The organism is Ancylobacter sp. (genome assembly GCF_965249975.1).
Taxonomy (GTDB): Bacteria; Pseudomonadota; Alphaproteobacteria; order Rhizobiales; family Xanthobacteraceae; genus Ancylobacter.
In genome coordinates, this window is sequence record NZ_CBDFNE010000003.1 from 198073 (window position 1) to 222280 (window position 24208).

The window sequence follows — 24208 nt, forward strand, 5'->3', positions numbered from 1 at the left end:
GGGGCCTCCTTCGGCCGGCTGCATTATCAATTGGAGGGCGGCACCATGGGCCGCGTGCGCTGCGCCGGGCTGACCTGAAGCGCCTCGATGGCCGCCACGGTTGCCGCCATATCCCGTTGGGGATCGATCTCTCGGGCCATCGCCCTGGCGCGCGCGGCAAGCGCCGTATCGTCCAGCACCGCGCGGAGGGATCGGGCGAGGCTCTCGCGCGTCACCTTCTTGTGCGGCAGCACGACGCCTACACCCATGCGGCTCATCCGCACCGCATTGTCGGGCTGGTCGAAGGCGAAGGGGATGGTGAGCACCGGGACGCCGGCCCGCAAGGCTTCGGCGCAGCCGCCCACCCCGCCATGCTGCACGATGGCGGCCGCACGGGGAAACAGGAGGGAATGCGGCGCGTAATCGAGCGCCAGCACCTCTCCGGCCGGCGCGTCCGGCGGCGGGTTGTTGCCCATCAGGAGGATGGCGCGGCGCCCGAGCGCGCGCGCCGTATCGGCCGCGATCTGGTAGAAATCATGGGCGAGATGGACCACTGTGGTCCCAAGGGTGAACACCACCGGCGGTGTTCCCGCCGCCAGAAAGGCGTCGATACGGGCGGCGGTCCCCGGGCTTGCCTCCTGCGCGAAGAAGGGAAAGCCCGTCTGCACGGAAGCGGCCGGCCAGTCGCTCTGGGGGGCTCCGAAGGCGCAGGGGAACAGCGCCAGCACGAGATCGGGCGAGAACTTGTCGGCGAACAAGATGTCCCCGGTGCCGACGCCGACCTCACGCTGAAGGGCGAGCAGGGGTTCGGCCCACCGGGTCGTCTGACGGCGCATGAGGCGGAACAGCATACGCTGCGGCCAGGCCCCGAGATGGCGCAGGTGATAGGCCGCGGGAAACCAGGGCAGCACGCTGGGATCGAGCGCCGACATCATGGTGGCGGGGGCCAGCATGGCATTGGCCCATGGAAGGGCGCGCCGCGCGGCGACGAGGCGGGCCACATGGATGAGTTCGCCCACCACCAGCGCATCAGCACCCTGGGTGGCGTCCATGAGATCGGCATAGGTCTCCCGAACATGGGGAAACACAAGGTCAAGCAGCAGGCGACGCCCGCCATGCACAGGGTCGCCGAAAATCCCCTTCAGTACGTCGGGGGGAAAGTCCGGCCGCAGGGGATGGAAGGGCAGGCCCAGCGCCGCCACGTGGGCACCATAGACAGCCGGCGCCGCGATCATCGGGTCATGGCCGTGCGCGCGCAGCGCCTGCCCGATGGCGAGCATGGGATAGAGATCGCCGAACGATCCCAGCGTGGCAAGAACAACGCGCATCACGAAGCCCCCTCGACGATGGCCGGCGCGGCGGGTTTGCGGCGCATCAGCGCCACGGCGGCCAGCAGGCCCAGCGCCATCATGCCGGTTCCGACATAATAGCCGTCACCAATGCTTCGGGCGGCGCTAAGACGCAGCGCGGACGCGACCGCCGGCCATTGCGCCACCAGCGCCTCCACAGCCTCCGGCCGACCATAGACGGCCTGCTCCATGAGGCCTTCGAGCGCCCGGCGCGCCGCGCCCTCCGGCGCCGCGCCCGCCGCGATGTCGAGGAACCGGCCGCGCTCCATACCGGCGACCACCGTGCCGATCGCCGCCATGCCAATGGCCCCTCCCATCTGCCGCACCGTGTCGAGAGCGCCGAAGGCACGCCCGCGCTGACCCTCGGGGGCGCGCGCGGAGCCGTCCGTATAGGTTTGCGACAAGGCGAGCCCCATGCCCGCGCCCGTTGCGACGAGGGCGGGCATCATCAACACAAAGTCGGCGCGCGGCAGGGCCTGCGTTTCCCACAAAAGGCCCAGCGTCCCCAGGGTCAGGCCGGTGACGACGGGCAGCTTCGCGCCATGGCGGTCATAGAGCAGGCCGCCCAGGGGCGCGCAGACCATCAGCGGCACGAGGAACAGCAGCATGGCGAGGCCGGTTTGCAGCGGCGTGAAGTGCAGGACCCGCTGCAGATAGATGGCCCCGAAAGCCGATTGCCCCACAAGCGCGCATTGGGCACAGAACAGGACGATGCTGTCAGCGGCAAACTGCCGGTCGGCAAACAGACGCACATCGACCAACGGTTCGGCGGCACGTCGCTGTGCCAGGACGAAAAGCACCAGAAGACCAGCGCCCAGACCAACGAGGGCGAGCGTCAGCGGCGATGTCCAGCCCCACACATGGCTTTGCTGGAGGCCCAGGACGATCGGCCCCAGCGCCGCCGCCAGCAGCAGGCTGTGGGCCGGCCGGAAGGTGCCCCCGCGCGGGCCGGTTGCGGCGGGTCCCGCAGCGCGCAGCATCAGGAGCGTGGCGGCGGCCAGCGGCAGGTTGACGAAGAAGGGCCACCGCCAGCCGCCAAGCTGAACCAGCGCGCCGCAGATGATGGGCCCGAACACCAGGGCAAGGCCGCCAAGTCCGCTATAGATGCCCATGGCCCGGCCGCGCTGCGCCGGGCCGAACGCCTCGGTGGCCAGCAGCGCGGCGGCGGGGGCCATCAGGATGTTGCCCAGCCCCTCAAGCACGCGGCCGGTGAGCAGCATGGGCAGGTTCAGCGAGAGGCCGCTCAGCAGTGAGCCGACCGCGAACAGCGCCACGCCGGCGCGGAAGACCCGCTCGCCGCCAAAGACATCCGCGAGCCGCCCCCCGGTGGCGATCGCGGCCGCCACGGTCAACGCATAGACGGTGATGACCCATTGCTGGGCGCCGTGGCTCAGCATCAGGTCGCGCTGAATAGAGGGAAGCGCTACCGCCGTGCCGGTCGCGTCGATCATGATCATGCCCAGCGCGCCGCTGCCGGCAAACACGGCGCACCATCGTTGCTGGCTCGTCACGGCGGTCATGCAGGCTCCCGAACGCAGATCCTGGCAGCACCCGCCAGCGGGGCGTCACGGCCATGGTCCGGCGCCGAGTTTCTGCGGCCGGCAGGAACTTGTCCACGGGCCTTTGTAATAAAATATCGTCGTGCGAGCCCGATCGAGCGGCCCCAGCCATTGCTGTCTCTTGGGCTGGAGGAGCGGAAGACAAATCCAGCCCCCTCCCCCTGCATTTCTTCCGGCGCGCGCGTGACGGGGCCGGAGCCCCGCCCCGCGTCAATCGCGATAGGGGATCGCGAAGCTGATCTCGGGATCGTAATGGGCGTCCCAATAAGCCTTCCACAACGCCTTGCTGATCGGCCCCACCTCGCCATTGCCGACCGGCTTGCCGTCGAGCGTGGTGATGGGCATGACGCCGCCCGCCGTCGTCACGAAGAGCAGTTCGTCGCAATGATAGGCAAGCTCCACCGGCACGTCGTCGATCGTGTAGGGGTAGCCAAGCTTCTCGGCGGCCGCGAGCACGGTCTTGCGGGTGACGCCTTCGAGCACGCCCTTCTTGGGCGTAAAGAGCTTCCCATCCTTGATCAGGATGATGTTGAAGCCCGAGCCTTCGGTCAGATTGGCGTCACCGTCGGTCAGGATCGGATACATTGAGCCGCGGTCGCGCGCTTCCAGCAGGCCGCGCGTGAAATCGCCCCACTGCAGGTTCTTCACCGTCGGATCGATGGCGCCGGGCGGCACGCGACGCACGGTGCGCGCGATCACCGCGCTGCCCCCGGTCTTCTGCGTCTCCTCGTTCATCACCCAGAGATAGGGCATGACCATGAGATAGCAGACATTATCGCACTCCTCGGGCGCGTACTGGCGAATGAAGCGCAGACCGCGCGTCACGATCATCATGACAAAGGCATCTCGGATGCCGCTTTTCGCGGTCATCTCGACCAAGTGGTCGCGGATTTCCTGACGCGACAGCGGGCTCTTCAGGCGCAGGCGTTCGCAGCTGCGTTCGAAGCGGTCCAGATGATCGTCCAGACGAAAGAAGCGGCCGTCCCAGATGGCCGGAACGTCATAGGTCAGGTCCGAATGCAGGAAGCCTTGGTCCAGGATCGGAATGCGCGCCTGCCCGAGAGGCACATACTCACCCTCGACATAGGCAACGCCTTGGGCGAACGGGTTGTCGCTCGCTTCCAGCGCCTCCACCCGCTTACGATATTCCGTGAAGATGTGGTCGGTGTAGGACATGGGGAATCCTCGGTCAGGAGCGCGAGCGTGCGGTCAGCCGGGCTGAAACCCGAGAGCGGCGATTTCCTTCATCGCCGCCGCGACGCCTTCGATGGCGCGGTCGATATCGGCCGGCTGGTGCGCCGCGCAAAGGAACAAATTGTGCTTGGGGTGCATGTAGACCCCCTGGCGGAGCGCCGCTGAACAGAAGGCATTCGCGATCTGGAGGTCCTTGTCGCCATCGAACAGCACCATCGGCATCTGGACCGGCCCGGTCTGGCGCAGGCGGAAGCCGTGTTGCGCGGCGGCAGCATCGAGGCCGTCGCGGAACCGCTGGCCCATCGCTTCAGTGTGGGCCAGCGCGTCGCTGTCGCGCAGGATCTCGATGGTCTTCAGGCCTGCGGCCATGGCCGCCGCGCCATACCAGAACGAGCCGGTCACGAAGATCTTGCCGGCCCCCTCGCGCATGCGCTCGCTTCCCGCCACGGCGGCAAGCGGCCAGCCATTGGCGATGGCCTTGGAGTAGGCGCCAAGGTCGGGCTTCACCCCATATTTCGCCCAGCTGCCGCGCACATCGAGCCGGAACCCGGCGCGGACCTCGTCGACGATGAGCGCCGCACCGGTCCGGTCGCAAACCGCGCGCGCATGCTGGAGGAAGGCCGTCTCGGGCAGTTCCTGATCGCGGCCGACATCGTGACGAAAGGCGGCCAGCAGGATGCCGGCCAGATCATCGCCCGCCGCGGCCACGGCCTGGTCGAGGCTCGCCGTGTCGTTGAAATCGAAGGTGATGAGGTGCGCACGGTCCTCCGCGGTCACGCCCACCAGCGAGGGCGAGCACCACGGCACCGCGCCATGATAGGCGCCGCGCGCCACCAGGATTTTTCGCTTGCCGGTCGCCGCGCGCGCAATCGTCACGCAGGCGGTCGTGGCGTCCGTGCCGTTCTTCTGGAAAATCGCCCAGTCGGCGTAGTCGAGCGTCTCGACCACCAGCTCCGCGAGCTCGACCATGGCCTCTGTCGGCCCGTTGCTGATGTCGGCATTCTTCATTTGTGCCAGTGCCGCCGCGTCCACGTCCGGATGGTGGTATCCAAGGACGTTGGGGCCCCAGGCGCACATGAAGTCGATATAGCCATTGCCATCGACATCCCACACCCGGCATCCCTCGGACTTCGCGAAGAACTGGGGGTAGCCCGGGCCGATCGCGCGGGTCGCCATGTGGCCCCACATGCCGTTCGGCACCACGCGCTGCGCACGCGCAAGAAGTTCGGCGTCGCGGCTGTTGGGCAGGCTGCGTGTCATGATGTCCTCCATGGGCAAAAAGGGAGGCTGCGCGCCTCCCTTCCCGCAGCCCTCAGTTCGAGATTTCCGCAAGCGGCAGGTTGCAGCAGGCGCTGTAGCGCATGCCCTTCACATTCGGGCTGTGCGCCAGGATCAGATTAGGGCTGACCATCGGAATGATGATGCGATCCTTGGCCATCTGCTCGCCCGCTTCGAACCACAGCTTGTCCGCCTCTGCGGTGGTCGGGGCGGCAAGGGCCTGCTTCATCAGCGTGCTGGTTTCCTTGTTGATGATGCTCGGATCGGTCGCGGCGCCGGCGCGCTTGGCCCAGACCGAGCCTTCGGACAGGCCGAACACGTCGACATATTGCGAGGTGCCGTAGAAGTCGGGCGCAAAGAACACCGCGGTCAGCGGAATGTGGTCGCCATTGGCGGCTTCACGCCAGTTCGCGAACGGCATCGGCGACAGTTCGACCTTGAGGCCGACCTTCGACAGATCCTGCTGGATCTTCTGCATCATCAGCGACAGGTCGACCCCGTACACGTTCATGTCGGGATAGATCGACTTCAAGGTGGAGCCGCTCTTTACCCCGGCCTTGGCCAGAAGTTCCTTCGCGCGTGCGGGATCATAGGCCAGAATCTTGTGGCCATCGCCACCGGGGAAACCGAGCGGGATCGGCGTCGCCATCGGCCGGCCTGCGCCGGCCAGCGTAAAGTCGATCAGCGAGGTACGGTCGATGGCGAGGGAGATGGCCTCACGCACCTCCGGCGTCAGCTTGAAGGTGTTGGCCTTCGCGCCGGGCGACAGGGCGACGTAGACGAAGTTGTAGGACGGCACCTGCTCGACGACGATCTGCGAGCCGGCAAGTGTCTTGGCGGTCTCGGGGTCGATCTGCATGGCGATGTCGGCGGAACCCGACTGGAGCATCTGCGCCTGCGCCACCGCGTCCTTCACCTGGCGGAAAACAACTTCAGGCACGGCTGGCGCCTTGCGCCAGTAGTTTTCGTTGCGCTTGAGGCGGAGCTCGGCGTTCGGCTCATACGACTCCAGCACGAACGGGCCGCTGCCCGCCGAATGCGTCAGGAACCAGTTTTCCGAGGTGTCCTTGTTTGCCGCAGTCTCGTCCGACAGCGCGCCAGCGGCCGAAGCGACATCGCTGTTGATGACGGCAAGGAAGCCAGCCGCGACCTGATTGAGGAATTCGGAATTGGGGGCAGACAGGTGGACAATGACCGTCTGGGCATCGGGCGTGTCGATCGACGTGATCGGATCGGCGAGGAAGGCGCCGTTGCCCTTGATGTTCTTGAGGCGCTCGAAGGACCACTTCACATCCTTGGCCTCGACGGGCGTGCCATCGGAGAACTTGGCGGCCGGATCGAGCTTGAAGGTGAACTGAGTCTGGTCCTTGTTCGCTTCCCAGCTCTTGGCCAGGAGAGGCACCACCTTGTTGTTCTTGTCGAGCGTGACCAGCTGCTCGTAGACGGAGGTATTGTAGATCTGGCAGGTGTCGCACCAGGCCCGTGCGGGATCGAGCGAATTGACGTCCATGTCGCGCGCGATCACGAGCGTGCGTTCTTCCGCCCGGGCCGGGCCACAGAGTACGGTCGCGGCAAGCGCCATCGACAGCAGGACCATTTTGGACTGTTTCAGGTCAAGTTGTTTCATCGTGGTTCACCTCTCTGAAGGTCGAGCTGCGGCTGCTCGTGTTTCATTGGTTTTCCGCAATTCTCAGCAGGGCGCTCTTCACATCGCCGACGCCCGCGAGCGCCGCGCGATTGAGAACCGCCGACACCGTGGGCGCAGCAAGGCCGCCGGCGACGCGCACTATCTCGTGGTCAAGACTGTCGAAGAAGCGGTCCTGAATCTCGGCCGCCCAGGTCGCGCCCATGGAAAGGCTGCGGGCGGTCTGTTCGGCGATGACCACGCGGCCGGTCTTGTCGATGGACGCACCGATCAGTTCCCAATCCAGCCCGTGATGGTCGATATTGCGCAGATCGATGATCTCCGCATCGACGCCGGTTTCATGCGCCGCCCTGACCGCATTCTGGACCATGACCGAGGTCGCCAGCACGGTGCAGGCGGTTCCCGGCCGGACGATCCGTGCCGAACCGAAGGGGATGCAGTAGTCGCGGTCGCCCTGGGGAACCTCGAATTCGCGCTGGTAAAGCTCGGTATGTTCGATGACGGCGACGGGATCGTTGCAGGCGAGCGCCGAATTCATCAGCCCTATATAGTCGAAGGCGGTCGACGGCGTGATGATGCGCCAGCCCGGGAAAAGGCCGAAGAGCGCGGACGGATCGCTTGAGTGCTGGGAGCCGTAACCCGTGTGCGGCGAGACGCGCACGCGCATGACCAGCGGAACCGGAAAACCGTCGCCGAACATGTGGCGGACCTTGCCCACCCCATGCGCGATCTGGTCGGCGGCGGTGAAGCAGAAATCGCCGAACATGATCTCGACAATGGGGCGAAGCCCGTTGAGCGCCGCCCCGAGCGCCACGCCGGTAAAGCCGTTTTCGGCGATCGGCATCGGCAGCACCCGGCCGGGCCAGCGCTCCAGCGCACCCTTGGTGAAGCCGCTGACGCCGCCCCGCATCTGGTGGACATCTTCGCCCATGACGATGATGGTCGGATCGCGATCCATCGCTGCCGCGATCGTCTCCGACGCCGCCGTGACGAACTTCACCTTTTCGAGCGGCAGGCCGTTCAGCCGGTCATGATCGAGCGTCCGCCTGCCGGCCAGTTCGGACAGATCGCCCAGAATGCCCCGGTCCGGGTTTCCGGCATCCGGCCACAGAGCGTCCGGGATGCGCAGCGCATTGCCGCCCGGCACCGGTTCGGTCAACCGCGCGGCCGCCGCCGCGACGCGCTCTGTTACCATCTGGTCGATGCGCGTGCATTCGTCGGCCGACAGATGGCCGAGCGCCATCAGCCGCTCCCTGGCCAGTGCCACCGGATCGCGCTCCCGCCATGCGGCCTCTTCCTCCGTGGTGCGATAGCCGAAGTCGCTGCCGCTGCGGCTGCCGGATTGATGGAAGTGGCGGTAGCAGAGCGCCTCGACCACAACGGGACCGCCCTGCTCGCGGATGCGCCGGCGCGCCTCGGCCATGGCACGGTGGACGGCCACCACATCCATGCCGTCGCATTCGATCGAGGTGATGCCCAGCATGGCGCCGCGCGAGGAAAGGCGGGTTTCGCGCGTGACATCGGAAATGCGGGTCGCAACGCCGTAGAGATTGTTCTCAATGAAGAAAATCACCGGCAGGCTTTGGGCTGCCGCGATGTTCATCGACTCGTAGCTGGCACCATTCTGGGTGGCGCCGTCGCCGAAGAAGGCGACGGAAATCTGGTCGCGCTCCAGCATCTTGTCGGCGAGCGCATAGCCGACCGCATGGGGCGGGTTGCCACCCACAATGGCGGAGGTGCCGACCACGCCCGCATCCGCGAAGCGCATATGCATGGAGCCACCGCGCCCCCCACAATACCCCGGCGCCAAGCCCATGATCTCGGCCATGAAGCGATAGACGGCGTCATCCATGCCCGGCGTGAACGCATCCCGGCGGATATCGAAATCGTGCGGCACCTCGGTGTTGATGAGCTTCATCAGCACCTGATGATGGGCGCGGTGTGTGCCGTTGATCTTGTCGCCGGCGCCGAGCACGGACATCGCGCCGACCGCGCCCGCCTCCTGGCCGATACTGGCATGCGCCGGACCGTGGATGAGCCCCGCCTTCTCCAGATCGAGCAGCTTTTCCTCGAAACGGCGGATCAGCAGCATCTGGCCATACCAGTGAATCAGGTCTTGGGCCTCTTCCTCACGCCAGTCAGACTCTTCGAGCTCAAGGCGAAACCATGCGGCTGAAGGAGATAGCGGAACCTGACGAACCATGGTTGCTCCCGGAATAGCCCTCGGAGACGGTCAGCGCTCAGCCGAACGCCATTCTTGTTTATGGAAATAAATTCCGATTTTCTGTTGAACGGCACACTAAGCTGTGCCAGCCTTTGGATGCAACAGGAATTTTCACAGCATTTGAAAGGTTATCCGGCATGATCAGGGACGCCCATCTGCTGGAGGCGCTGGCACAGACGGTGCAGCGTTTCGTGCGCGAGCGGCTGGTCCCGGCAGAGGCGCGTGTCGAAGAGGAAAATGCGATCCCGCCGGAGCTCGTCGATGAAATGCGCGACCTCGGCCTCTTCGGCATGTCCATCCCGGAAGAATTCGGCGGGCTCGGCCTGACGATGGAAGAAGAGGTGATTGTGGCCTTCGAGCTGGGCTACACCTCGCCGGCCTTCCGGTCGGTCATCGGCACCAATAACGGCATCGGCTCCCAGGGCATCATCGTTGACGGCACGGCTGCGCAGAAGGCGTATTGGCTGCCGCGCATGGCGACCGGGGAGGTCATCGGCGCCTTCGCCTTGACCGAGCCGGACGTCGGTTCGGATGCCGGCTCGGTCAAGACCACCGCCGTCCGCGAGGGCGACCACTATGTCCTCAACGGCACCAAGCGCTTCATCACCAACGCCCCGGTAGCGGATGTCTTCACGGTCATGGCGCGCACAGGCGGCCCGGGATCGGCGGGGGTTACCGCCTTCCTCGTGCCACGCGCGTCACCGGGCATCAGCTTTGGCGCCATCGACAAGAAGATGGGCCAAAGGGGCACCTATACCAGCGACGTGATCTTCGAGAATTGCCGGGTCGCGGCCGACGCGATCATCGGCGGCGTCGAAGGCCGGGGGTTCAAGACGGCGATGAAGGTGCTCAATCGCGGGCGCCTGCACATCTCGGCGGTATGCGTCGGCGTCGCACAGCGGCTTTGCGAGGAGTCCGTGAACTATGCGCGGACCCGCGTCCAGTTCGGCAAGCCGATCGCCGAACATCAGCTCATCCAGGCCATGCTGGCCGACAGCGCGACCGAGACCTTTGCCGGCCGCTCCATGGTGCTGGAAGCCGCCCGCCTTTTCGATGCGGGGGAACGCATCGTCCAGCAGTCCGCCAGCGCCAAGCTGTTCTGCTCGGAAATGGTCGGCCGTGTCGCCGACCGCGCAGTACAGATCCATGGCGGCGCCGGCTACATGAAGGAGTATCCGGTGGAGCACTTCTACCGCGACGTCCGTCTGTTCAGGCTCTATGAAGGCACCTCACAGCTCCAGCAGATCATCATCGCACGCGAGATGATGAACGCCTGAGGTCAGACATGGGCCGGTTCCTCGGTGTCGTAGCGGACGACTTCACGGGCGCGCTCATGGTCGCCGGCTATATCGAGGCCGCCGGCATCTACTGTCCCGTCATCTTCGATCCGGCCGCCATCGTGGCGGACGCGCCGATCGTCGTTGCGGGCACCCGCACCCGCACCATTCCTGTTTCGGAGGCCCTTGGCGAGCTGGCCCGCATGACGGACGCCTTCGTGCAGGCCGGCTATGCGCGGCTCGCCTACAAGGCCTGCGCCTCGTTCGATTCGACCGAGGAAGGCAATATCGGGCCGGCGGCGGATTTTCTGGCAGAGCGGCAAGGCTTGCGACCCGTGCTGATGTGCGCCGGCTTTCCCCGCTATGGCACGACGGTGCATCAGGGCTATCTCTTCTATCGCGGCCGGCTGGTCTCCGACTCGATCAAGCGCTTCGATCCCCTAACCCCGATGCCCGACCCCGATCTCGTGCGCTTCCTGTCGCGGCAGACGCCGCATCCCGTCGCACTGGTCAACCACGCGACCTTGTTGAAGGGGGCCGGCGCGGCACGCGCGGCCGTCGAGGCGCGGGCGGCGGAAGGGGCGGGCCATGTCCTGTTCGACCTGAGTGACGACAACGACACCGAGGTCGCCGCCGACATCGCCTGTTCGCAGCCGAGCGTCGTCGTGGCGAGCGATCCTCTGATCATCGCCTATGCCTGCCGGCTTGCCCGCGCCGAGCCGGCAAATCCGAGGCCCGCGCCGCGCCACGCCGAAGGCCCGGCGGCGGTGATTGCCGGCACGGTCGGCCCGGTGATCCTCCGGCAGCTCGATGTGTTTGGCGAGGCCCATCCTGTCCTCACACTGGACCTACTCGACCCACGGGGCGACGCGGGGACGATCGCGGCCGCGCTGGAATGGGCCTCCCCCTTCATCGGTGCGCAGCCCTTTGCCATTTCCACCGCAACGGATGGGGAGGGCGTGGAGCGCGTGCAACATGTGCTTGGCCCGCTCGGTGCGGCGCGGCGTGCCGAAAATCTGCTGGGGTCCATCGCGAGGGGCCTGCACGAAAGGGGCGTCAACCGCTTCGTCGTCGCCGGCGGCGAGACCTCGGGCGCCGTCGTCTCGGCGCTGGGCATCGGCGCCGTGCGGGCCTTTCCCGAAGGGCCGCTCGGCACCGGCTTCTGCGTCGCGGAAGGCCCGCGCCCCATCTCGCTCTATCTCAAGCCGGGCAAGCTCGGGGCCGACGACGTGCTTCTGCGCGCGTTGGATCTCATGCAGGCGTAAACCAAGGAGATCGGCCCATGTCCAGCCCATCCGCCCCGCGCGTCGCGCTGGTGGACGCCACGTTGAAGAGCCTCGCGCTGAAGCTGAACAGCGGCACGGCGGGCAATCTGAGCCTGCGGCATGGCGAGGGCATGCTGATCACGCCCACCGGCATTCCCCCTCACGAACTCGCGCCCGAGCAGATCGTCGAGATGGACCTTCGCGGCAACTGGCAGGGCCGCTGGAAGCCATCCTCCGAATGGGCCATCCATGCGCGTCTTTACCAGACGACATCTGCCGGGGCTGTCGTCCATGCCCATCCCGACCACAGCGTGGCCCTGGCCACGCTCCGGCGTCCCCTGCCGCCCTTCCATTATATGATCGCCAGCTTCGGCGGCGACATCGTTCCGTGCGCGCCTTATGCCTGCTTCGGCACGCCGGCTCTCGCGGAGACCGTCATCGAGGCCATGGGCACGACCTATTCGGCCTGCCTGATGTCGAACCATGGCATCGTCACCACCGGTCCCGACCTCGCCACCGCCCTTATGCGCGCCGAAAAGCTCGAAATGCTCGCCCGCCAGTATCTTCTGGCGCGCATGGGGGGCGAGCCGGTGCTGTTGACGCCGGACGAACTGACCGAGGTGCACAGCCGCTACAGCAGCTACGGCCAGCAATAGGTTGGCTCACGGCCATCAGGCACTGCGCCAGACCTCGCCGAGGATGCGCAGCGCCAGCTCCGGCTTCTCCAGATGAGGCATATGCCCGCAGGCGTCGAAGGCATGCAGCGCCGCATTATCGGGTAGACCGCGCGTGGAGCCGAAAGGCAGCACACGATCCTGCCGGCCGAAGACGACCCGCACGAGCTGCGGCAATCGCGCTAGATCCGCGGCGACCGAAAAGCTCTGCGTGCCATCGGGAAAGAAGCGATTGGCGAAAGCTGCCATCGCCCTTGTCAGATCCTCGTCCTTGCGCTGCTGCACAACGGCCCGCACGAACGCGTCGGAAATCGTCGCCGGATCGTGAACCAGCAGCTCCAGCCAAGGCCGCAGGCTCTCGGCGCTGCGGGCCCTCAAGATACCTTCGGTGAACGGCGCGTTGATCTGCGGCCCCAGCCCCGCGGGCGCGAAGAGGCAAAGGCCACGAATATCCGCCTGCGCCCGCCGTGCCAGTCGCGCCGCCAGCGCGCCGCCGAAGGAGTGGCCGGCAAGAATCATCGGTCCGATCGTCTCGGCGGCCAGCGTCGCTTCGACCAGTTCGGCCATTTCGTCGAGGTCAGCAGGCACCCCGCGCGGCGACTGGCCGTGCGCGGGAAGATCCAGCGCCAGCGCCGGAAAGTCGACGCGACCGCCAGCAAACAGGCCGCGCCAGTTGTTCAGGTCGCCACTGAAACCATGCAGCATGACGACGGGAAGGCCTTCCCCCCGGCGAAGCCAGACCGCGTTGAGCCGTTGGCTGCCCCCCAGACCGGGCGTGAGCGACGGCGCTGCCGGCACGAATTGGCTATAGGCGAGCCGAGAGTCCGGCGCGCCCGCCGTCGCCGTCTGGGCAAGCCCGGCCAGAACATCCTTCTTCTGCACGCGATTGCGCGGACCGGTTCCCTTCCACCCGTCGATCGAAATCCCGTGTTCACGGGCGAGGCGCCGCGCGAGCGGGGTCGGGTTGGGAATGTGCCGCCGCGAGGTCGCAACCGCCGGCCGCGCATTCGGCTCTGCCACAGGCAGCACGGCGGCCTGCGCAGGCGCCATTTGCACCGGCAGCGGCGGCGCGTCGGCAGCAACCTCGTCAGGGGCGAGGATACGGGCGACATCCGCGCCCACATCGACTTCGACATCGCTCCCGACCAGATCGCGAATGATACCGGCGGCCGGCGATTCCACTTCCACGGCTGCCTTGTCGTTGTCGATCTCGAACAACACCTGCCCCTTCGCGACCATGTCGCCTTCCCGGACATGCCAGCGCGAGACGCTGCCGCTTGCCATTTCCAGGCTGACTTTCGGGAAAATCACATTGACGGGCATGGCGGGTCCTTGGGGAGCGAGGCCTATTCTGCTGACGTGGTCCAGTCGGGCGTGGAGGGCGGGACAGGCGCCGTGTCGGGATCCCCGGCGAGACGGGCGCGCAGGCGCTGCGTCAGCCGCACCAGTTCGGGCCCGACCACGTCACGGCACAGTTGCTGCGGCAGGAGGTCGACGATGCCGCCGCAGGTCAGGGCCACGAGCGGCGAACCATCCGTCGGCCGAAACGCGACGCCGACCGCATTTATGTAACTGTGCCATGTGCCGAAGACGCTGACGAAGCCGTCGCGCTCATAGTCCCTGACCGATTTATCGACGAGCGCCGACAGCGCGGCTCGGTCCTTTTCGACCGCGGACACCTGCGCCAGCACCGAGGCACGGATCGGCGGTTTCATCTCGGCGAGATAGGCGAGGCCCATCGCCGTGCGGCAGATCGGCACCTTGGAGCCGATGTTCAGCCGGAGGGTGACGGGCGACATCGAGCGGCAATTGGCGAGATAGACCATCTCCAACCCGTCACGCGTGCCAAGAGCCACCGCCGCGCCTGTCTTGTCGGCCAGCTCCTGCATCAGCGGCCGCGCCATATAGATCACGGGATTGGAGCTCAGCGCCGAATAGCCCAGCGACACGGTCGCCGAGCCGATGCTGTAGCGGCCGAGCGTCTCGTCATAGGTCAGATAGCCGAGATTGACGAGCGTGGCGGTCAGGCGCGACACGGTCGCCTTGGGCAGCCCGGTGCGTTCGAGCAGGTCCTGGTTTCCCAGTGTCCCGTCATCGGCCGTGAACGCGCGCAGAATTTCCAGCCCGCGCGTCAACGAGGCCGCCGGGTTGCTGCCCTCCCCGACCTCACCCCCTTCAGCCGGCTTGGTACGTTTGCGCATCTGTCCGTCTCTCCCACCACATCATACCGGTCGAAGCACTTAGCGGCCCCTTCGCTGCAGCACAAATGGAATATAATTTCATTTACGTTGACGGCCGCCGTGGCTGTTGTCAATAATGACGTTGCAGCGACCGCCCGCATATCCGCGCCCGCAGAACCGGCATCAGGCAGAGGGGACGTCTTCTTGACACGCTATATACTGCGCCGCCTCATCGCGATGCCGTTTCTGGTGCTCGGCATCGTCACCCTCGCCTTTCTCCTGACGACGGTGACCAAGGGAGACCCGCTGGCCTCGATCGTTTCCGACCGCCAGATGAACGACCCGGAGGCCGTCGCGGCCGCGAAGGCACGCTGGGGCCTCGATCGCAGCCTGCCCGAACGATACGTGATCTATGTCCGCAATCTCCTGAGCGGCGACATGGGAACGTCCTTCATCACCCGTCGCCCGGTGGCGCAGGATGTTCTCTTTCGGCTCCCCGCGACGATGGAACTGGTGATGGCGGCCATGCTGGTGGGGTCCACCATCGGCATCACGCTCGGGGTGCTGGCGGCCTATTTCCGCAATACACCGACCGATCACCTGGCGCGCTTCTTCGCGCTCATCGGCTCGTCGGTACCGGTCTTCTGGCTTGGCCTTGCCCTGCTCTATGTGTTTTCGGTCAAGTTCGGCATCCTGCCCGGACCCGGCCGGCTGGATCCGCGCGCGGCATTGCCGCCGCGCATTACCGGCTTCATGACCATCGACACGCTGCTAGCCGGAAATTTCAAGCTCTTCGCCGACGCGGTATGGCATCTGATCCTGCCGGCCTTCGTGCTCGGCTGGGCCGTCGCCGGCACGATCTCCCGCCTGGTGCGGGCCAACATGCTCGAAGTCCTCGATCGCGAATTCATCCTCACCGCCCGTTCCAAGGGCGCAGGCGAATTCCGGGTCGTCACCCGTCACGCGCTTCGCAACACGCTCGTGCCGACCCTGACCGTGATCGGCTACTCCTTCGCCTATCTGCTGACCGGCGCGGTGCTCACCGAAACGATCTTCTCGTGGCCCGGCATGGGATCCTATGCGGTGGATGCCGCCCGCGGTCTCGATTTTCCGGCCATCATTGGCGTGACGATTGTCGGCGGCATTGTCTTCCTGGTGACCAATCTGCTCACCGACGTCGCCTATGTCATCGCCAACCCCCGCGTCCGTCTCGGGTAGGCCCATGAGCGCACTCTCCTTTTCCTCGCTCAGACGGGTCGGCTGGATATCGCTGCCATTGGCCATCGGCCTGGCCATCGTCCTGTTCTGGCTGGCCGTGACGTTTCTGGCCCCCTTCATGTCGTCTTACGACCCGGTCGACATGGTTGGACGCCGTCTGCAGGCGCCGAGTTGGGACCACTGGCTGGGAACCGATGCGCTGGGGCGTGATGTGCTGAGCCGCACGCTGCATGGCGCACGCCATTCGCTGCCCATCGCCGTGATCGTGGTGGCGCTGTCCGTCGCCATCGGCGCGCTTCTCGGCGCCATTTCCGGCTTCATCGGCGGCTTGGGCGGCGCCGCCATCATGCGGCTGGTAGACGTCACCCTCTCCTTCCCCCCGATGCTGCTCGCCATGGCGGTCGCCGCCTCGCTCGGTCCCGGCCTTGAGAATGCGGCCATCGCCATGGTGATCGTCTGGTGGCCGATCTATGCCCGCCTGATGCGCGCCCAGGTGCTGGAGGTCCGGGAGCGCGAGCATGTCGAGGCGGCCATCGCCGCCGGTGCGAGCAAGCCGCGCGTGCTGCTGAAGCATATTCTGCCGCTCTGCTGGACCCCGGTTCTCATCAGCGCCACCATGGATCTCGGCCAGGTGATCCTGCTTGCCGCCTCGCTGAGCTTCATCGGTCTCGGCGCCGCGCCGCCAACCCCGGAATGGGGGTCAATGATCTCCGACGGCGCGTCCCAGTTCTATTCGTGGTGGGTCGCCCTCGGACCGGGCCTCGCCATCCTGACGATTGTGCTCGGCTTCAATTTCGTCGGCGACGGCCTGCACGACTATTTCGATCCGAAGTCCAGATGAGGCGCGACATGCGGCACGAACCGCTGTTCTCCGTGCAAGACCTGCGTGTCTCCTTCGGCCGTCTCGGCCACCATTTCGAGGCGGTACGCGGCATTAACCTCCACGTCGATCACGGCGAGGTGCTGGGCATCGTCGGCGAATCCGGTTCGGGCAAGTCGGTTGGCATGTTGGCCGCGCTCGGTCTGCAGGCAAAGACGGCCCAGGTTCGCGGGTCGGCGAAGTTCAAGGGACGCGAGTTGGTCGGAATGTCCCGGCGCGAATTGCGCACGCTCCGCGGCTCGCGCATCGGCATGATCTTTCAGGACCCGCTTTCGTCACTGAACCCGGTCATGACCGTCGGCGCCCAGATTGCCGAGACCATTCTCCTTCATAACCCGGCGGCATCGAAGAAGGCCGCGCTCGATCGCGCGGTCGAGCTGCTGGCCCTTGTCGCCATCTCGCAGCCCGACCGGCGCATCCACCAGTTCCCCCACGAGTTTTCCGGCGGCATGCGCCAGCGCGTGATGATCGCCATGGCCGTTGCGAACGACCCGGATCTGCTGATCGCCGACGAGCCCACCACGGCGCTCGACGTGACCGTGCAGGCCCAGATCATGGAGGTTCTGAACGATCTCAAGAGGCGGCTGAACCTCGGGCTGATCCTTATAACCCACGATCTCGGGGTTCTCGCCGGCCATGCGGACCGGGTCGCCGTGGTCTATTCCGGCGAGGTGGTGGAACAGGCAGGCATCGACGATCTGTTCGAGCGCCCGAGTCATCCCTATACGCGCGGGCTCATCGCCTCCATCCCCGACATGGCTGAGGAAAAGGAGCGGCTGTTCTCGATTGAGGGAGCGCCGCCCGCCCTGGGCCGTCTTCCGGGCGGCTGCGCTTTCCATCCGCGCTGCCCGCAGGTGCAGCCCATCTGCCGGACGACGGCCCCCGTGCTGCGGAACGTCGAAGGCCATAGTGCGGCCTGCCACTTCGCTGGCGCTCCAGCCGAGGGCGCAGCCTGATGCCCCAAGTCCTTATGCCCCAAGTCCTTATGCCCCCAGTCCTTCTCTCTGTACGCGACCTGACGAAGCGCTTCCCGATCAAGGGCGGCCTCCTGATCGAGCGCGAGGTCGCTCAGGTTAATGCGGTTGCCGGCGTGTCGTTCGACGTCAATGCCGGCGAGGCACTCGGCCTCGTCGGCGAGTCGGGCTGCGGCAAGTCCACGCTCGGCAGGTGCATCCTGAGGCTGATCGAACCCACGAGCGGCGAAACCCTCTTCCACGGCCGGAACATCAACCTGGCCACGCCAGCCGAAATGCGGCGTCTGCGGCGCAAGATCCAGCTCGTCTTCCAGGATCCCTACGCATCGCTCCACCCACGGATGCGGGTGTCCGAGAACATCGCCGAACCGCTGCGCATCAGCGATCTGAACGCCGCGCAGCGAAAGGATCGCGTGGCGGAAATGCTGGAACTCGTCCGCCTGAATCCCGAGCACGGGCAGCGCTACCCGCACGAACTCTCGGGCGGCCAGCGCCAGCGCGTGGTCATCGCCCGTGCGCTTGCGCTCAAGCCGGAACTGCTGGTGCTCGATGAACCGGTGTCCGCGCTCGATGTCTCCGTGCAGGCCGGCGTGCTCAATCTGCTCAAGGACATCCAGCGCGACATGGGCACCGCCTTCGTCTTCATCGCCCATGACCTGTCCGTCGTGCAGCACATCTCGCACCGTGTGGCGGTGATGTATCTCGGCAAGATCGTCGAGATCGCATCCAAGTCGCGGCTCTACGGCGCCCCCATGCACCCGTACACGCAGGCTTTGATGTCTGCCGTTCCGCTCGCCAATCCGAAGCTGGAGAGGTCGCGCTCGCGCATCGTGCTGAAGGGTGATCTTCCAAGCCCGCTCAACCCACCGTCAGGCTGCCGCTTCCGCACGCGTTGCCCCATCGCGCAGCCGATCTGCGCGCAACAGGAGCCGCCTCTCGCGGAGTTTGGCGAAGGCCATTCGGTCGCCTGCCATTTCCCAACCGCAATCGACCCGGGTTTGTCGGCCCGCGCCTGACGCGGAGCAGGGAGGACGACATGACTGAACAAGAACTGCCGCTCAAGGGCATTCGCGTGCTCGACCTGACCCGCGTGCTGGCCGGGCCATGGACCACCATGAGCCTCGCCGATCTCGGTGCCGAGGTGTGGAAGATCGAGAACATCAAGGGTGGCGACGACACCCGCGCCTGGTCGGTGCCGAACTACAAGGGCGTCAGCACCTACTATCTCTGCGCCAATCGCGGCAAGCACAGCATCGCGCTCGACCTGAAGGCGCCCGAAGGACGCCAGCTCGTGCTCGACCTCGCGTCGAAAGCGGATGTGATCGTCGAGAATTTCCGCGCCGGTACCGTGGACCGGCTCGGCATCGGCTATGAGGACATCCGCAAGATCAACCCGCGTGTCATCTATTGCTCGATTTCCGGCTACGGACAGTCCGGGCCCGAGCGGGAGCGGCCCGGCTATGATTTCATCATGCAGGCGGAAAGCGGCCTGATGTCGATCACCGGCCAGGAGGATGGCCCACCGAGCCGCCTGGGCGTCGCCTTTACCGACATCGTTGCCGGCATGGTCGCCACGCAATCGGTGCTCGCCGCGCTCTACCAGCGACGCGAGACCGAGCGCGGACAATATATCGACGTCGCCCTGCTCGATTCGACCCTCAACATGCTGATCAATGTCGGCACCGGCTATCTGAACGCCGGCGTCGAGCCGCAGCGCTACGGCAACGCCCACCCCACCGTCGTGCCCTATCAGGTCTTCGAAACCGCCGACGGCGTCTTTGCGCTGGCCGTGGGCAATGACCGGATGTTCGTTGATTTCTGCGAGCAGGTGATCGGCCGGCCCGAGCTTGCCCGCGATCCGCGCTTCGTCTCCTCGCACGAGCGGGCGCTGCACCGGGAGGAGCTCCTTCCGCTGCTGGCGGAAATCCTGCGGGGGAACACCTGCGATCACTGGATCGACACCTGCCACAGGGCGAGCGTGCCGGCCGGACAGGTGAAGACGGTCGCCGAAGCCCTCAGGAGCCCGAGCGTGGTGGAACGCGGCGTGGTCCAGCAGCTGGATCATCCCGCACTCGGCCCGATTTCGCTCATCCGCGCCGCGCACGGCATGGCCGCCCAGCGCGCGCACACGCCCAAGGCGCCGCCGCTGCTCGGCGAGGACACGCGCATCGTGCTGCGCGACGTTCTCGGCCTCGACGATCACCGCATCGACAGCCTTGCCGCCTCCGGGATCATTGGCTGCCGCAATGCCGCTTCCGTTGCACCGCTCGCGCCCGCCGGAGAAACGGTATGAGCGTCCATGTCACACGCCGCAGCGCGATAGCGGTCGTTACCATCGACAATCCCCCGGTCAACGCCATCAACATGGCCGTGCGCACGCGGCTGCTGGCCCTAGTCGACGAGCTGGACGCCGATGATCACATCCGGGCCGTGGTCCTGACGGGGGCCGGCAAGCTCTTCGTCGGCGGGGCCGACATCACGGAGTTCGGCCGTCCGGTGGAGATGCCCGCCCTGCCCGCGGTGATCGAGCGGATCGAGAACGCCACCAAGCCGTGGATCGCGGCGGTGCATGGCGCCGCCTTGGGTGGCGGGCTCGAAGTGGCGCTCGGCTGCCGCCTGCGGGTCGCCACGGCCGACGCTAGGTTCGCGCTCCCCGAGATCAATCTCGGCATCATCCCCGGATCCGGCGGCACGCAGCGCCTGCCTCGGTTGATCGGTGTCGAAACCGCGATCCGGGTGGCCGCCGAAAACCTGACTCTGGATGGAGCACGCGCCGCTGAACTCGGCCTCGTCGATCGTCTCGTGCCGGAGCCGCTCGTCGACAAGGCCGTAGAATTCGCTCTGGAAGCCCTCGGCCGCCCGCTGCCGGCGCCCGTTTCGCGCCGCCCTGTTGCCGCTCCCGAGCCCGCGCTGTGGGAAGAGGCCGCCCAGCGGGTCCGCCGCGCCGCCCGTGGCGCATCCGCCCCACCACGGGCGCTCGACGCGCTGCGTTTCGGCGTCGAGAACGGCTTTGAAGCCGGCTTGGCCCGGGAGCGCGCGATCTTCCTGGAATTGCGCGCCAGCGAGGAAGCGGCCGCGCTTCGCCACCTCTTCTTCGCCGAGCGCGCCGCGCCGCGCCCCCACGATTTGCGCGGCATCGCCGCGCTGCCGCTGGCAAGCGCCGGCGTCATCGGTGGCGGCACGATGGGCGTCGGCATCGCGGCGGCGCTGCGCAACGCCGGCATCCCGGTCGTGCTGATCGAGCGCGACGAACAAAGCCTGGAGCGCGGCCTGACCGCGCTGAAGGCCATCTTCGAGGCCGCCCGAAAGAAAGCGAGCCTCAGCGACGAGGAAGCCGAGGCTCGCATGCGGGGCGTCACCGGCGCGGTCGGCTACGAGGCGCTCGCCGGCTGCGAGCTGGTCATCGAGGCCGTGTTCGAAGATCTTGCGGTCAAGCGTGACGTCTTTGCCAACCTCGGGCGCGTGTGCCGGCCGGAGGCTGTTCTGGCCACCAACACCTCCTATATCGACCCGAGGCAGATCGCTGAGGGCCTACCTCATCCCGACCGCTTCATCGGCCTGCATTTCTTTAGCCCTGCTCAGGTGATGCGGCTTCTCGAAATTGTGCCGATCCCCCAAACCCGGCCCGAGGTGCTCGCCACCTGCTTCGACCTCGCCCGCACGCTGGGCAAGGTGCCCGTACGCTCCGGCATTTGCGACGGGTTCATCGGCAACCGCATCCTGCGCCGCTATCGCGCCGAGGCCGAGGCCATGCTGCGCGACGGCGTCACCCCTGCCGCCATCGACGCCGCCATGCGCGGCTTCGGCTATGCGATGGGGCCGTTCGAGATGCAGGACATGGCAGGTCTCGACATCTCCTTCCTGCACCGCGAGGCCGCCCGCGCCCGTGGCGAGGCGATACCGGAGACACCCGGCGACCTTCTGGTGCGCGCGGGCCGAAAAGGCCAGAAGAGCGGGGCGGGCTGGTATGACTACGCCCCGGGCAGCCGCACGCCCCTTCCTTCGGCGGAAGCGGCCCGGCTGATCGCGCCTCTTGTCGGTGCACCGCGTGAGCTGGGCGCCGACGCGATCGTCTCGCGCCTCATCGACGCCATGGCGGCGGAGGGGCAAGCGATCCTGGACGAGGGCATTGCGGGCTCGCCGGCCGATATCGACCTGGTGGAAGTCCATGGATACGGCTTCCCGCGCAAGCATGGCGGGCCGATGTTCCTCTCCCGGCGGCAGCCTTCGTGACAGGCACGGAGGACCCCTCCGGTCGACCACCTATCGGGATAAATGACCGCGCGTGACGTGGCTCGGCCAGTGGTCGGGAGCTGCCGATCGGATTGCGAGGCAATCCGATCGGAACGTGCTCCAGACATAAGCGGGATCAGGCCCGCGCGAGAGCGATCGCGATCCCCTGGCCGACGCCGATGCACATGGTGGCCAGCGCAAGCTTGCCGCCGCGCAGGCCGAGTTCGAGAGCCGCGGTGCCTGCGATGCGCGCACCCGACATGCCCAGCGGATGGCCCAGGGCAATGGCGCCGCCATTGGGGTTCACATGCGCCGCATCCTCCGCGATGCCGAGCTGGCGAAGCACGGCGATGCCCTGTGAGGCAAAGGCTTCGTTGAGTTCGACGATGTCGAAGTCCGCCGGCGTGATGGCCAGCCGGCCGCACAGCTTCAGCGTCGCCGGGGCCGGACCGATGCCCATGAGGCGGGGGGCGACACCGGCAGTGGCGCCGCCAAGCACGCGCGCCATCGGCGTCAGGCCATATTTCGTCACCGCCGCCTCCGAGGCGACGATGAGTGCGGCAGCGCCATCATTGACGCCGGAGGCATTGCCGGCTGTGACCGTGCCGCCCTGACGAAACGGCGTCGCCAATTTCGACAGCGCCTCGATGGTGGTGCCGGCGCGCGGATGTTCGTCCTTGGCCACGATAATGGCATCGCCCCGGCGCTGCGGGATCGATACCGGCACGATTTCCTTCGCCAGGCGTCCGCTCGCTTGCGCGGCAACGGCCTTGTCCTGGCTACGCACGGCAAAGGCATCCTGATCGGCCCGCGAGACCGAAAACGCCTCAGCCACGTTCTCGCCGGTCTCGGGCATCGAATCGACGCCGTACTGCTCTTTCATCAGCGGATTGACGAAGCGCCAGCCGATGGTGGTGTCATGGATTTCAGCATGGCGCGAAAAGGCCGTTTCGGCCTTGGGCATGACGAAGGGCGCACGGCTCATGCTCTCGACGCCGCCGGCGATCATCAGATCGGCTTCGCCAGCCTTGATGGCGCGAGCGGCCGACATCAACGCGTCCATGCCCGAACCGCAGAGGCGGTTGATGGTCGATCCCGGCGTGCCTTGGGGCAGTCCGGCCAGAAGCAGCGACATGCGCGCGACATTGCGATTGTCCTCACCGGCCTGATTGGCACAGCCGAACAGCACATCGTCGACCGCCGACCAGTCGATGGACGGGTTACGCTCGACCAGGGCACGCAGCGGCACCGCTCCAAGATCGTCGGCCCGGACCGACGACAGCGAACCACCGAAGCGGCCGATCGGGGTGCGGATGTAGTCGCAGATATAGGCCTCAGCCATCCAAGATTCCTCTGCTGATGGAGATACTTGCCCTGGGCTCGCCTGCTGCGCACCCGCCCGGGAGGCGGCCGCGCCGCCCTACCCGGCTCAGCACGCGAGGAGCGTTGGAAGCCGCGCATGCAGCGCTTGACGCCCGCCGCTCTCGGGCGTTGCCGAGCAAGCCAAGAAGAGTGCGATCTCTAGGGGGTCGTCTCCTTCCGACCGGCGGCGCCCGCGGGCACCCCACCACTTTTTATGGAACTAAATTCCACTTTCAAAGTCTATCCGGTTTCAGAGGCCCGTTGCAACGGATTCGTCCCGACGCTCCTCATGACAAAGCGCGCAAGGGGGCGATGGGGCGATGGGGCGATGGTGTGTGCCCACCAACTTCGATCGCCCAGACTTTCTGCATGCGCCCGCAGCGCCGAGTGGGGGCTTGGAATGGATACGCGCCCTTCAACGGCCCCATGGAGGCCGCCCGGAGGGCCTTGTTCGTCTTCTCAAAGTCGACCCGATCCGGGGCAGAACTACGCCGCGTTTTCGCGGGGCACCAACGTCACCGTTGGCGGCACGATCGCGATAACGTCCAGGCAGGTTGAGCCTGTCACACAGCGGAAGTGATGGGCTTCCTCATAGCTCTCTTTGACCGCAGGCTGATTGAGAAGAAAATCAGCCCCCTCCATCCGATAGAGGAAATGTTCACCAACGAGTCCATCGGAATTGGGGTAGTCCTCAAGATTCAATACATGCTCATCGCACATCCGCATTACATAGATATGATCGAATACGACCTTAAGCGCTTTTTTTCATCATGCGGAACGACAAAGTATGCGACGACGCGCCGCCCGTCAGAAGAAAGACGGATGATGTCACTGAGGCTGCACTTAATCGGCACCTCAAGAGGTATCGGAACATAGAGCGCCACGCGTCTCTCCAGAAGGTTGGGCTCGGAAACTTC

At 66.3% G+C, this 24208-nt stretch carries 19 protein-coding genes; 9 read left to right on the forward strand and 10 right to left on the reverse strand.

Annotated features, from left to right (window positions below):
• Positions 1 to 26: 26 nt before the first annotated feature.
• From ACP2AH_RS01070 to ACP2AH_RS01095, 6 genes are all read right to left on the reverse strand, one after another.
• On the reverse strand, positions 27 to 1307 hold the full coding sequence (locus tag ACP2AH_RS01070) for a glycosyltransferase (protein ID WP_425104133.1): 1281 nt from the start codon (positions 1305 to 1307) through the stop codon (positions 27 to 29).
• On the reverse strand, positions 1307 to 2848 hold the full coding sequence (locus tag ACP2AH_RS01075) for an MFS transporter (RefSeq protein ID WP_425104134.1): 1542 nt from the start codon (positions 2846 to 2848) through the stop codon (positions 1307 to 1309). Before ACP2AH_RS01075 ends, ACP2AH_RS01070 begins: the two co-directional genes overlap by 1 nt.
• A 249-nt stretch (positions 2849 to 3097) precedes the next feature.
• Positions 3098 to 4063: an aminotransferase class IV gene (locus ACP2AH_RS01080; protein WP_425104135.1), complete on the reverse strand. Its 966-nt coding sequence runs from the start codon at positions 4061 to 4063 to the stop codon at positions 3098 to 3100.
• A gap of 33 nt (positions 4064 to 4096) precedes the next feature.
• Positions 4097 to 5344, reverse strand: a complete 1248-nt coding sequence (locus ACP2AH_RS01085; RefSeq protein WP_425104706.1) for an aminotransferase class III-fold pyridoxal phosphate-dependent enzyme — start codon at positions 5342 to 5344, stop codon at positions 4097 to 4099.
• 49 nt (positions 5345 to 5393) lie between these two features.
• Positions 5394 to 6986: an ABC transporter substrate-binding protein gene (locus ACP2AH_RS01090; RefSeq protein WP_425104136.1), complete on the reverse strand. Its 1593-nt coding sequence runs from the start codon at positions 6984 to 6986 to the stop codon at positions 5394 to 5396.
• 43 nt (positions 6987 to 7029) lie between these two features.
• A complete protein-coding gene (locus tag ACP2AH_RS01095) occupies positions 7030 to 9207 on the reverse strand; it encodes an alpha-ketoacid dehydrogenase subunit alpha/beta (RefSeq protein WP_425104137.1) in 2178 nt (725 codons plus the stop codon).
• Between the two features lie 158 nt (positions 9208 to 9365).
• Between ACP2AH_RS01095 and ACP2AH_RS01100 the strand changes: the two genes are divergently transcribed.
• The 3 genes from ACP2AH_RS01100 to ACP2AH_RS01110 are packed head-to-tail and all read left to right on the forward strand — an operon-like array spanning position 9366 to position 12426.
• Positions 9366 to 10505, forward strand: a complete 1140-nt coding sequence (locus ACP2AH_RS01100) for an acyl-CoA dehydrogenase family protein (protein WP_425104138.1) — start codon at positions 9366 to 9368, stop codon at positions 10503 to 10505.
• Between the two features lie 8 nt (positions 10506 to 10513).
• Entirely contained in the window at positions 10514 to 11770 is a 1257-nt protein-coding gene (locus ACP2AH_RS01105; protein ID WP_425104139.1) for a four-carbon acid sugar kinase family protein, read from the forward strand.
• A gap of 17 nt (positions 11771 to 11787) precedes the next feature.
• Positions 11788 to 12426 carry a class II aldolase/adducin family protein gene (locus tag ACP2AH_RS01110; protein ID WP_425104140.1) on the forward strand — a complete coding sequence of 213 codons (639 nt, stop codon included), beginning with the start codon at positions 11788 to 11790 and terminating at the stop codon, positions 12424 to 12426.
• Between the two features lie 15 nt (positions 12427 to 12441).
• Here the strand turns inward: ACP2AH_RS01110 and ACP2AH_RS01115 are convergent, their stop codons facing one another.
• Together ACP2AH_RS01115 and ACP2AH_RS01120 are read right to left on the reverse strand one after the other, a co-directional pair.
• The gene (locus tag ACP2AH_RS01115) at positions 12442 to 13767 is read right to left on the reverse strand and encodes an acetoin dehydrogenase dihydrolipoyllysine-residue acetyltransferase subunit (RefSeq protein WP_425104141.1); all 1326 of its coding nucleotides are present in this window, start codon (positions 13765 to 13767) and stop codon (positions 12442 to 12444) included.
• Between the two features lie 23 nt (positions 13768 to 13790).
• Positions 13791 to 14645 (reverse strand): IclR family transcriptional regulator, encoded by an 855-nt coding sequence (locus tag ACP2AH_RS01120; RefSeq protein WP_425104142.1) that lies wholly within the window; start codon positions 14643 to 14645, stop codon positions 13791 to 13793.
• Between the two features lie 183 nt (positions 14646 to 14828).
• On the opposite strand from ACP2AH_RS01120, the gene ACP2AH_RS01125 reads away from it, so the two are divergent.
• From ACP2AH_RS01125 to ACP2AH_RS01150, 6 genes are read left to right on the forward strand one after another with little or no spacing between them, the layout of a single operon-like run.
• Positions 14829 to 15842 carry an ABC transporter permease gene (locus tag ACP2AH_RS01125; protein WP_425104707.1) on the forward strand — a complete coding sequence of 338 codons (1014 nt, stop codon included), beginning with the start codon at positions 14829 to 14831 and terminating at the stop codon, positions 15840 to 15842.
• Positions 15843 to 15846: 4 nt separating this feature from the next.
• The gene (locus tag ACP2AH_RS01130) at positions 15847 to 16683 is read left to right on the forward strand and encodes an ABC transporter permease (protein ID WP_425104143.1); all 837 of its coding nucleotides are present in this window, start codon (positions 15847 to 15849) and stop codon (positions 16681 to 16683) included.
• Positions 16680 to 17678: an ABC transporter ATP-binding protein gene (locus ACP2AH_RS01135; protein WP_425104144.1), complete on the forward strand. Its 999-nt coding sequence runs from the start codon at positions 16680 to 16682 to the stop codon at positions 17676 to 17678. Before ACP2AH_RS01130 ends, ACP2AH_RS01135 begins: the two co-directional genes overlap by 4 nt.
• A gap of 29 nt (positions 17679 to 17707) precedes the next feature.
• Entirely contained in the window at positions 17708 to 18712 is a 1005-nt protein-coding gene (locus tag ACP2AH_RS01140; RefSeq protein ID WP_425104145.1) for an ABC transporter ATP-binding protein, read from the forward strand.
• Between the two features lie 20 nt (positions 18713 to 18732).
• Positions 18733 to 19989: a CaiB/BaiF CoA transferase family protein gene (locus tag ACP2AH_RS01145; RefSeq protein WP_425104146.1), complete on the forward strand. Its 1257-nt coding sequence runs from the start codon at positions 18733 to 18735 to the stop codon at positions 19987 to 19989.
• Positions 19986 to 21929, forward strand: a complete 1944-nt coding sequence (locus tag ACP2AH_RS01150; protein ID WP_425104147.1) for a 3-hydroxyacyl-CoA dehydrogenase NAD-binding domain-containing protein — start codon at positions 19986 to 19988, stop codon at positions 21927 to 21929. Before ACP2AH_RS01145 ends, ACP2AH_RS01150 begins: the two co-directional genes overlap by 4 nt.
• A 136-nt stretch (positions 21930 to 22065) precedes the next feature.
• Here ACP2AH_RS01150 and pcaF read toward each other — a convergent pair whose 3' ends face one another.
• On the reverse strand, positions 22066 to 23271 hold the full coding sequence (gene pcaF, locus ACP2AH_RS01155; protein WP_425104148.1) for a 3-oxoadipyl-CoA thiolase: 1206 nt from the start codon (positions 23269 to 23271) through the stop codon (positions 22066 to 22068).
• 506 nt (positions 23272 to 23777) lie between these two features.
• Positions 23778 to 23993, reverse strand: a complete 216-nt coding sequence (locus ACP2AH_RS01160; protein ID WP_425104149.1) for a hypothetical protein — start codon at positions 23991 to 23993, stop codon at positions 23778 to 23780.
• Between the last annotated feature and the right edge of the window lie 215 nt (positions 23994 to 24208).

Excerpts from the sequence above, each read along its gene's own strand:
- ACP2AH_RS01070 (WP_425104133.1), bottom strand. The coding sequence starts at position 1,307 with ATGCGCGTTGTTCTTGCCACGCTGGGATCGTTCGGCGATCTCTATCCC.
- ACP2AH_RS01075 (WP_425104134.1), bottom strand. The coding sequence starts at position 2,848 with ATGACCGCCGTGACGAGCCAGCAACGATGGTGCGCCGTGTTTGCCGGC.
- ACP2AH_RS01080 (WP_425104135.1), bottom strand. The coding sequence starts at position 4,063 with ATGTCCTACACCGACCACATCTTCACGGAATATCGTAAGCGGGTGGAG.
- ACP2AH_RS01090 (WP_425104136.1), bottom strand. The coding sequence starts at position 6,986 with ATGAAACAACTTGACCTGAAACAGTCCAAAATGGTCCTGCTGTCGATG.
- ACP2AH_RS01095 (WP_425104137.1), bottom strand. The coding sequence starts at position 9,207 with ATGGTTCGTCAGGTTCCGCTATCTCCTTCAGCCGCATGGTTTCGCCTT.
- ACP2AH_RS01100 (WP_425104138.1), top strand. The coding sequence starts at position 9,366 with ATGATCAGGGACGCCCATCTGCTGGAGGCGCTGGCACAGACGGTGCAG.
- ACP2AH_RS01105 (WP_425104139.1), top strand. The coding sequence starts at position 10,514 with ATGGGCCGGTTCCTCGGTGTCGTAGCGGACGACTTCACGGGCGCGCTC.
- ACP2AH_RS01110 (WP_425104140.1), top strand. The coding sequence starts at position 11,788 with ATGTCCAGCCCATCCGCCCCGCGCGTCGCGCTGGTGGACGCCACGTTG.
- ACP2AH_RS01115 (WP_425104141.1), bottom strand. The coding sequence starts at position 13,767 with ATGCCCGTCAATGTGATTTTCCCGAAAGTCAGCCTGGAAATGGCAAGC.
- ACP2AH_RS01120 (WP_425104142.1), bottom strand. The coding sequence starts at position 14,645 with ATGCGCAAACGTACCAAGCCGGCTGAAGGGGGTGAGGTCGGGGAGGGC.
- ACP2AH_RS01130 (WP_425104143.1), top strand. The coding sequence starts at position 15,847 with ATGAGCGCACTCTCCTTTTCCTCGCTCAGACGGGTCGGCTGGATATCG.
- ACP2AH_RS01135 (WP_425104144.1), top strand. The coding sequence starts at position 16,680 with ATGAGGCGCGACATGCGGCACGAACCGCTGTTCTCCGTGCAAGACCTG.
- ACP2AH_RS01140 (WP_425104145.1), top strand. The coding sequence starts at position 17,708 with ATGCCCCCAGTCCTTCTCTCTGTACGCGACCTGACGAAGCGCTTCCCG.
- ACP2AH_RS01145 (WP_425104146.1), top strand. The coding sequence starts at position 18,733 with ATGACTGAACAAGAACTGCCGCTCAAGGGCATTCGCGTGCTCGACCTG.
- ACP2AH_RS01150 (WP_425104147.1), top strand. The coding sequence starts at position 19,986 with ATGAGCGTCCATGTCACACGCCGCAGCGCGATAGCGGTCGTTACCATC.
- pcaF (WP_425104148.1), bottom strand. The coding sequence starts at position 23,271 with ATGGCTGAGGCCTATATCTGCGACTACATCCGCACCCCGATCGGCCGC.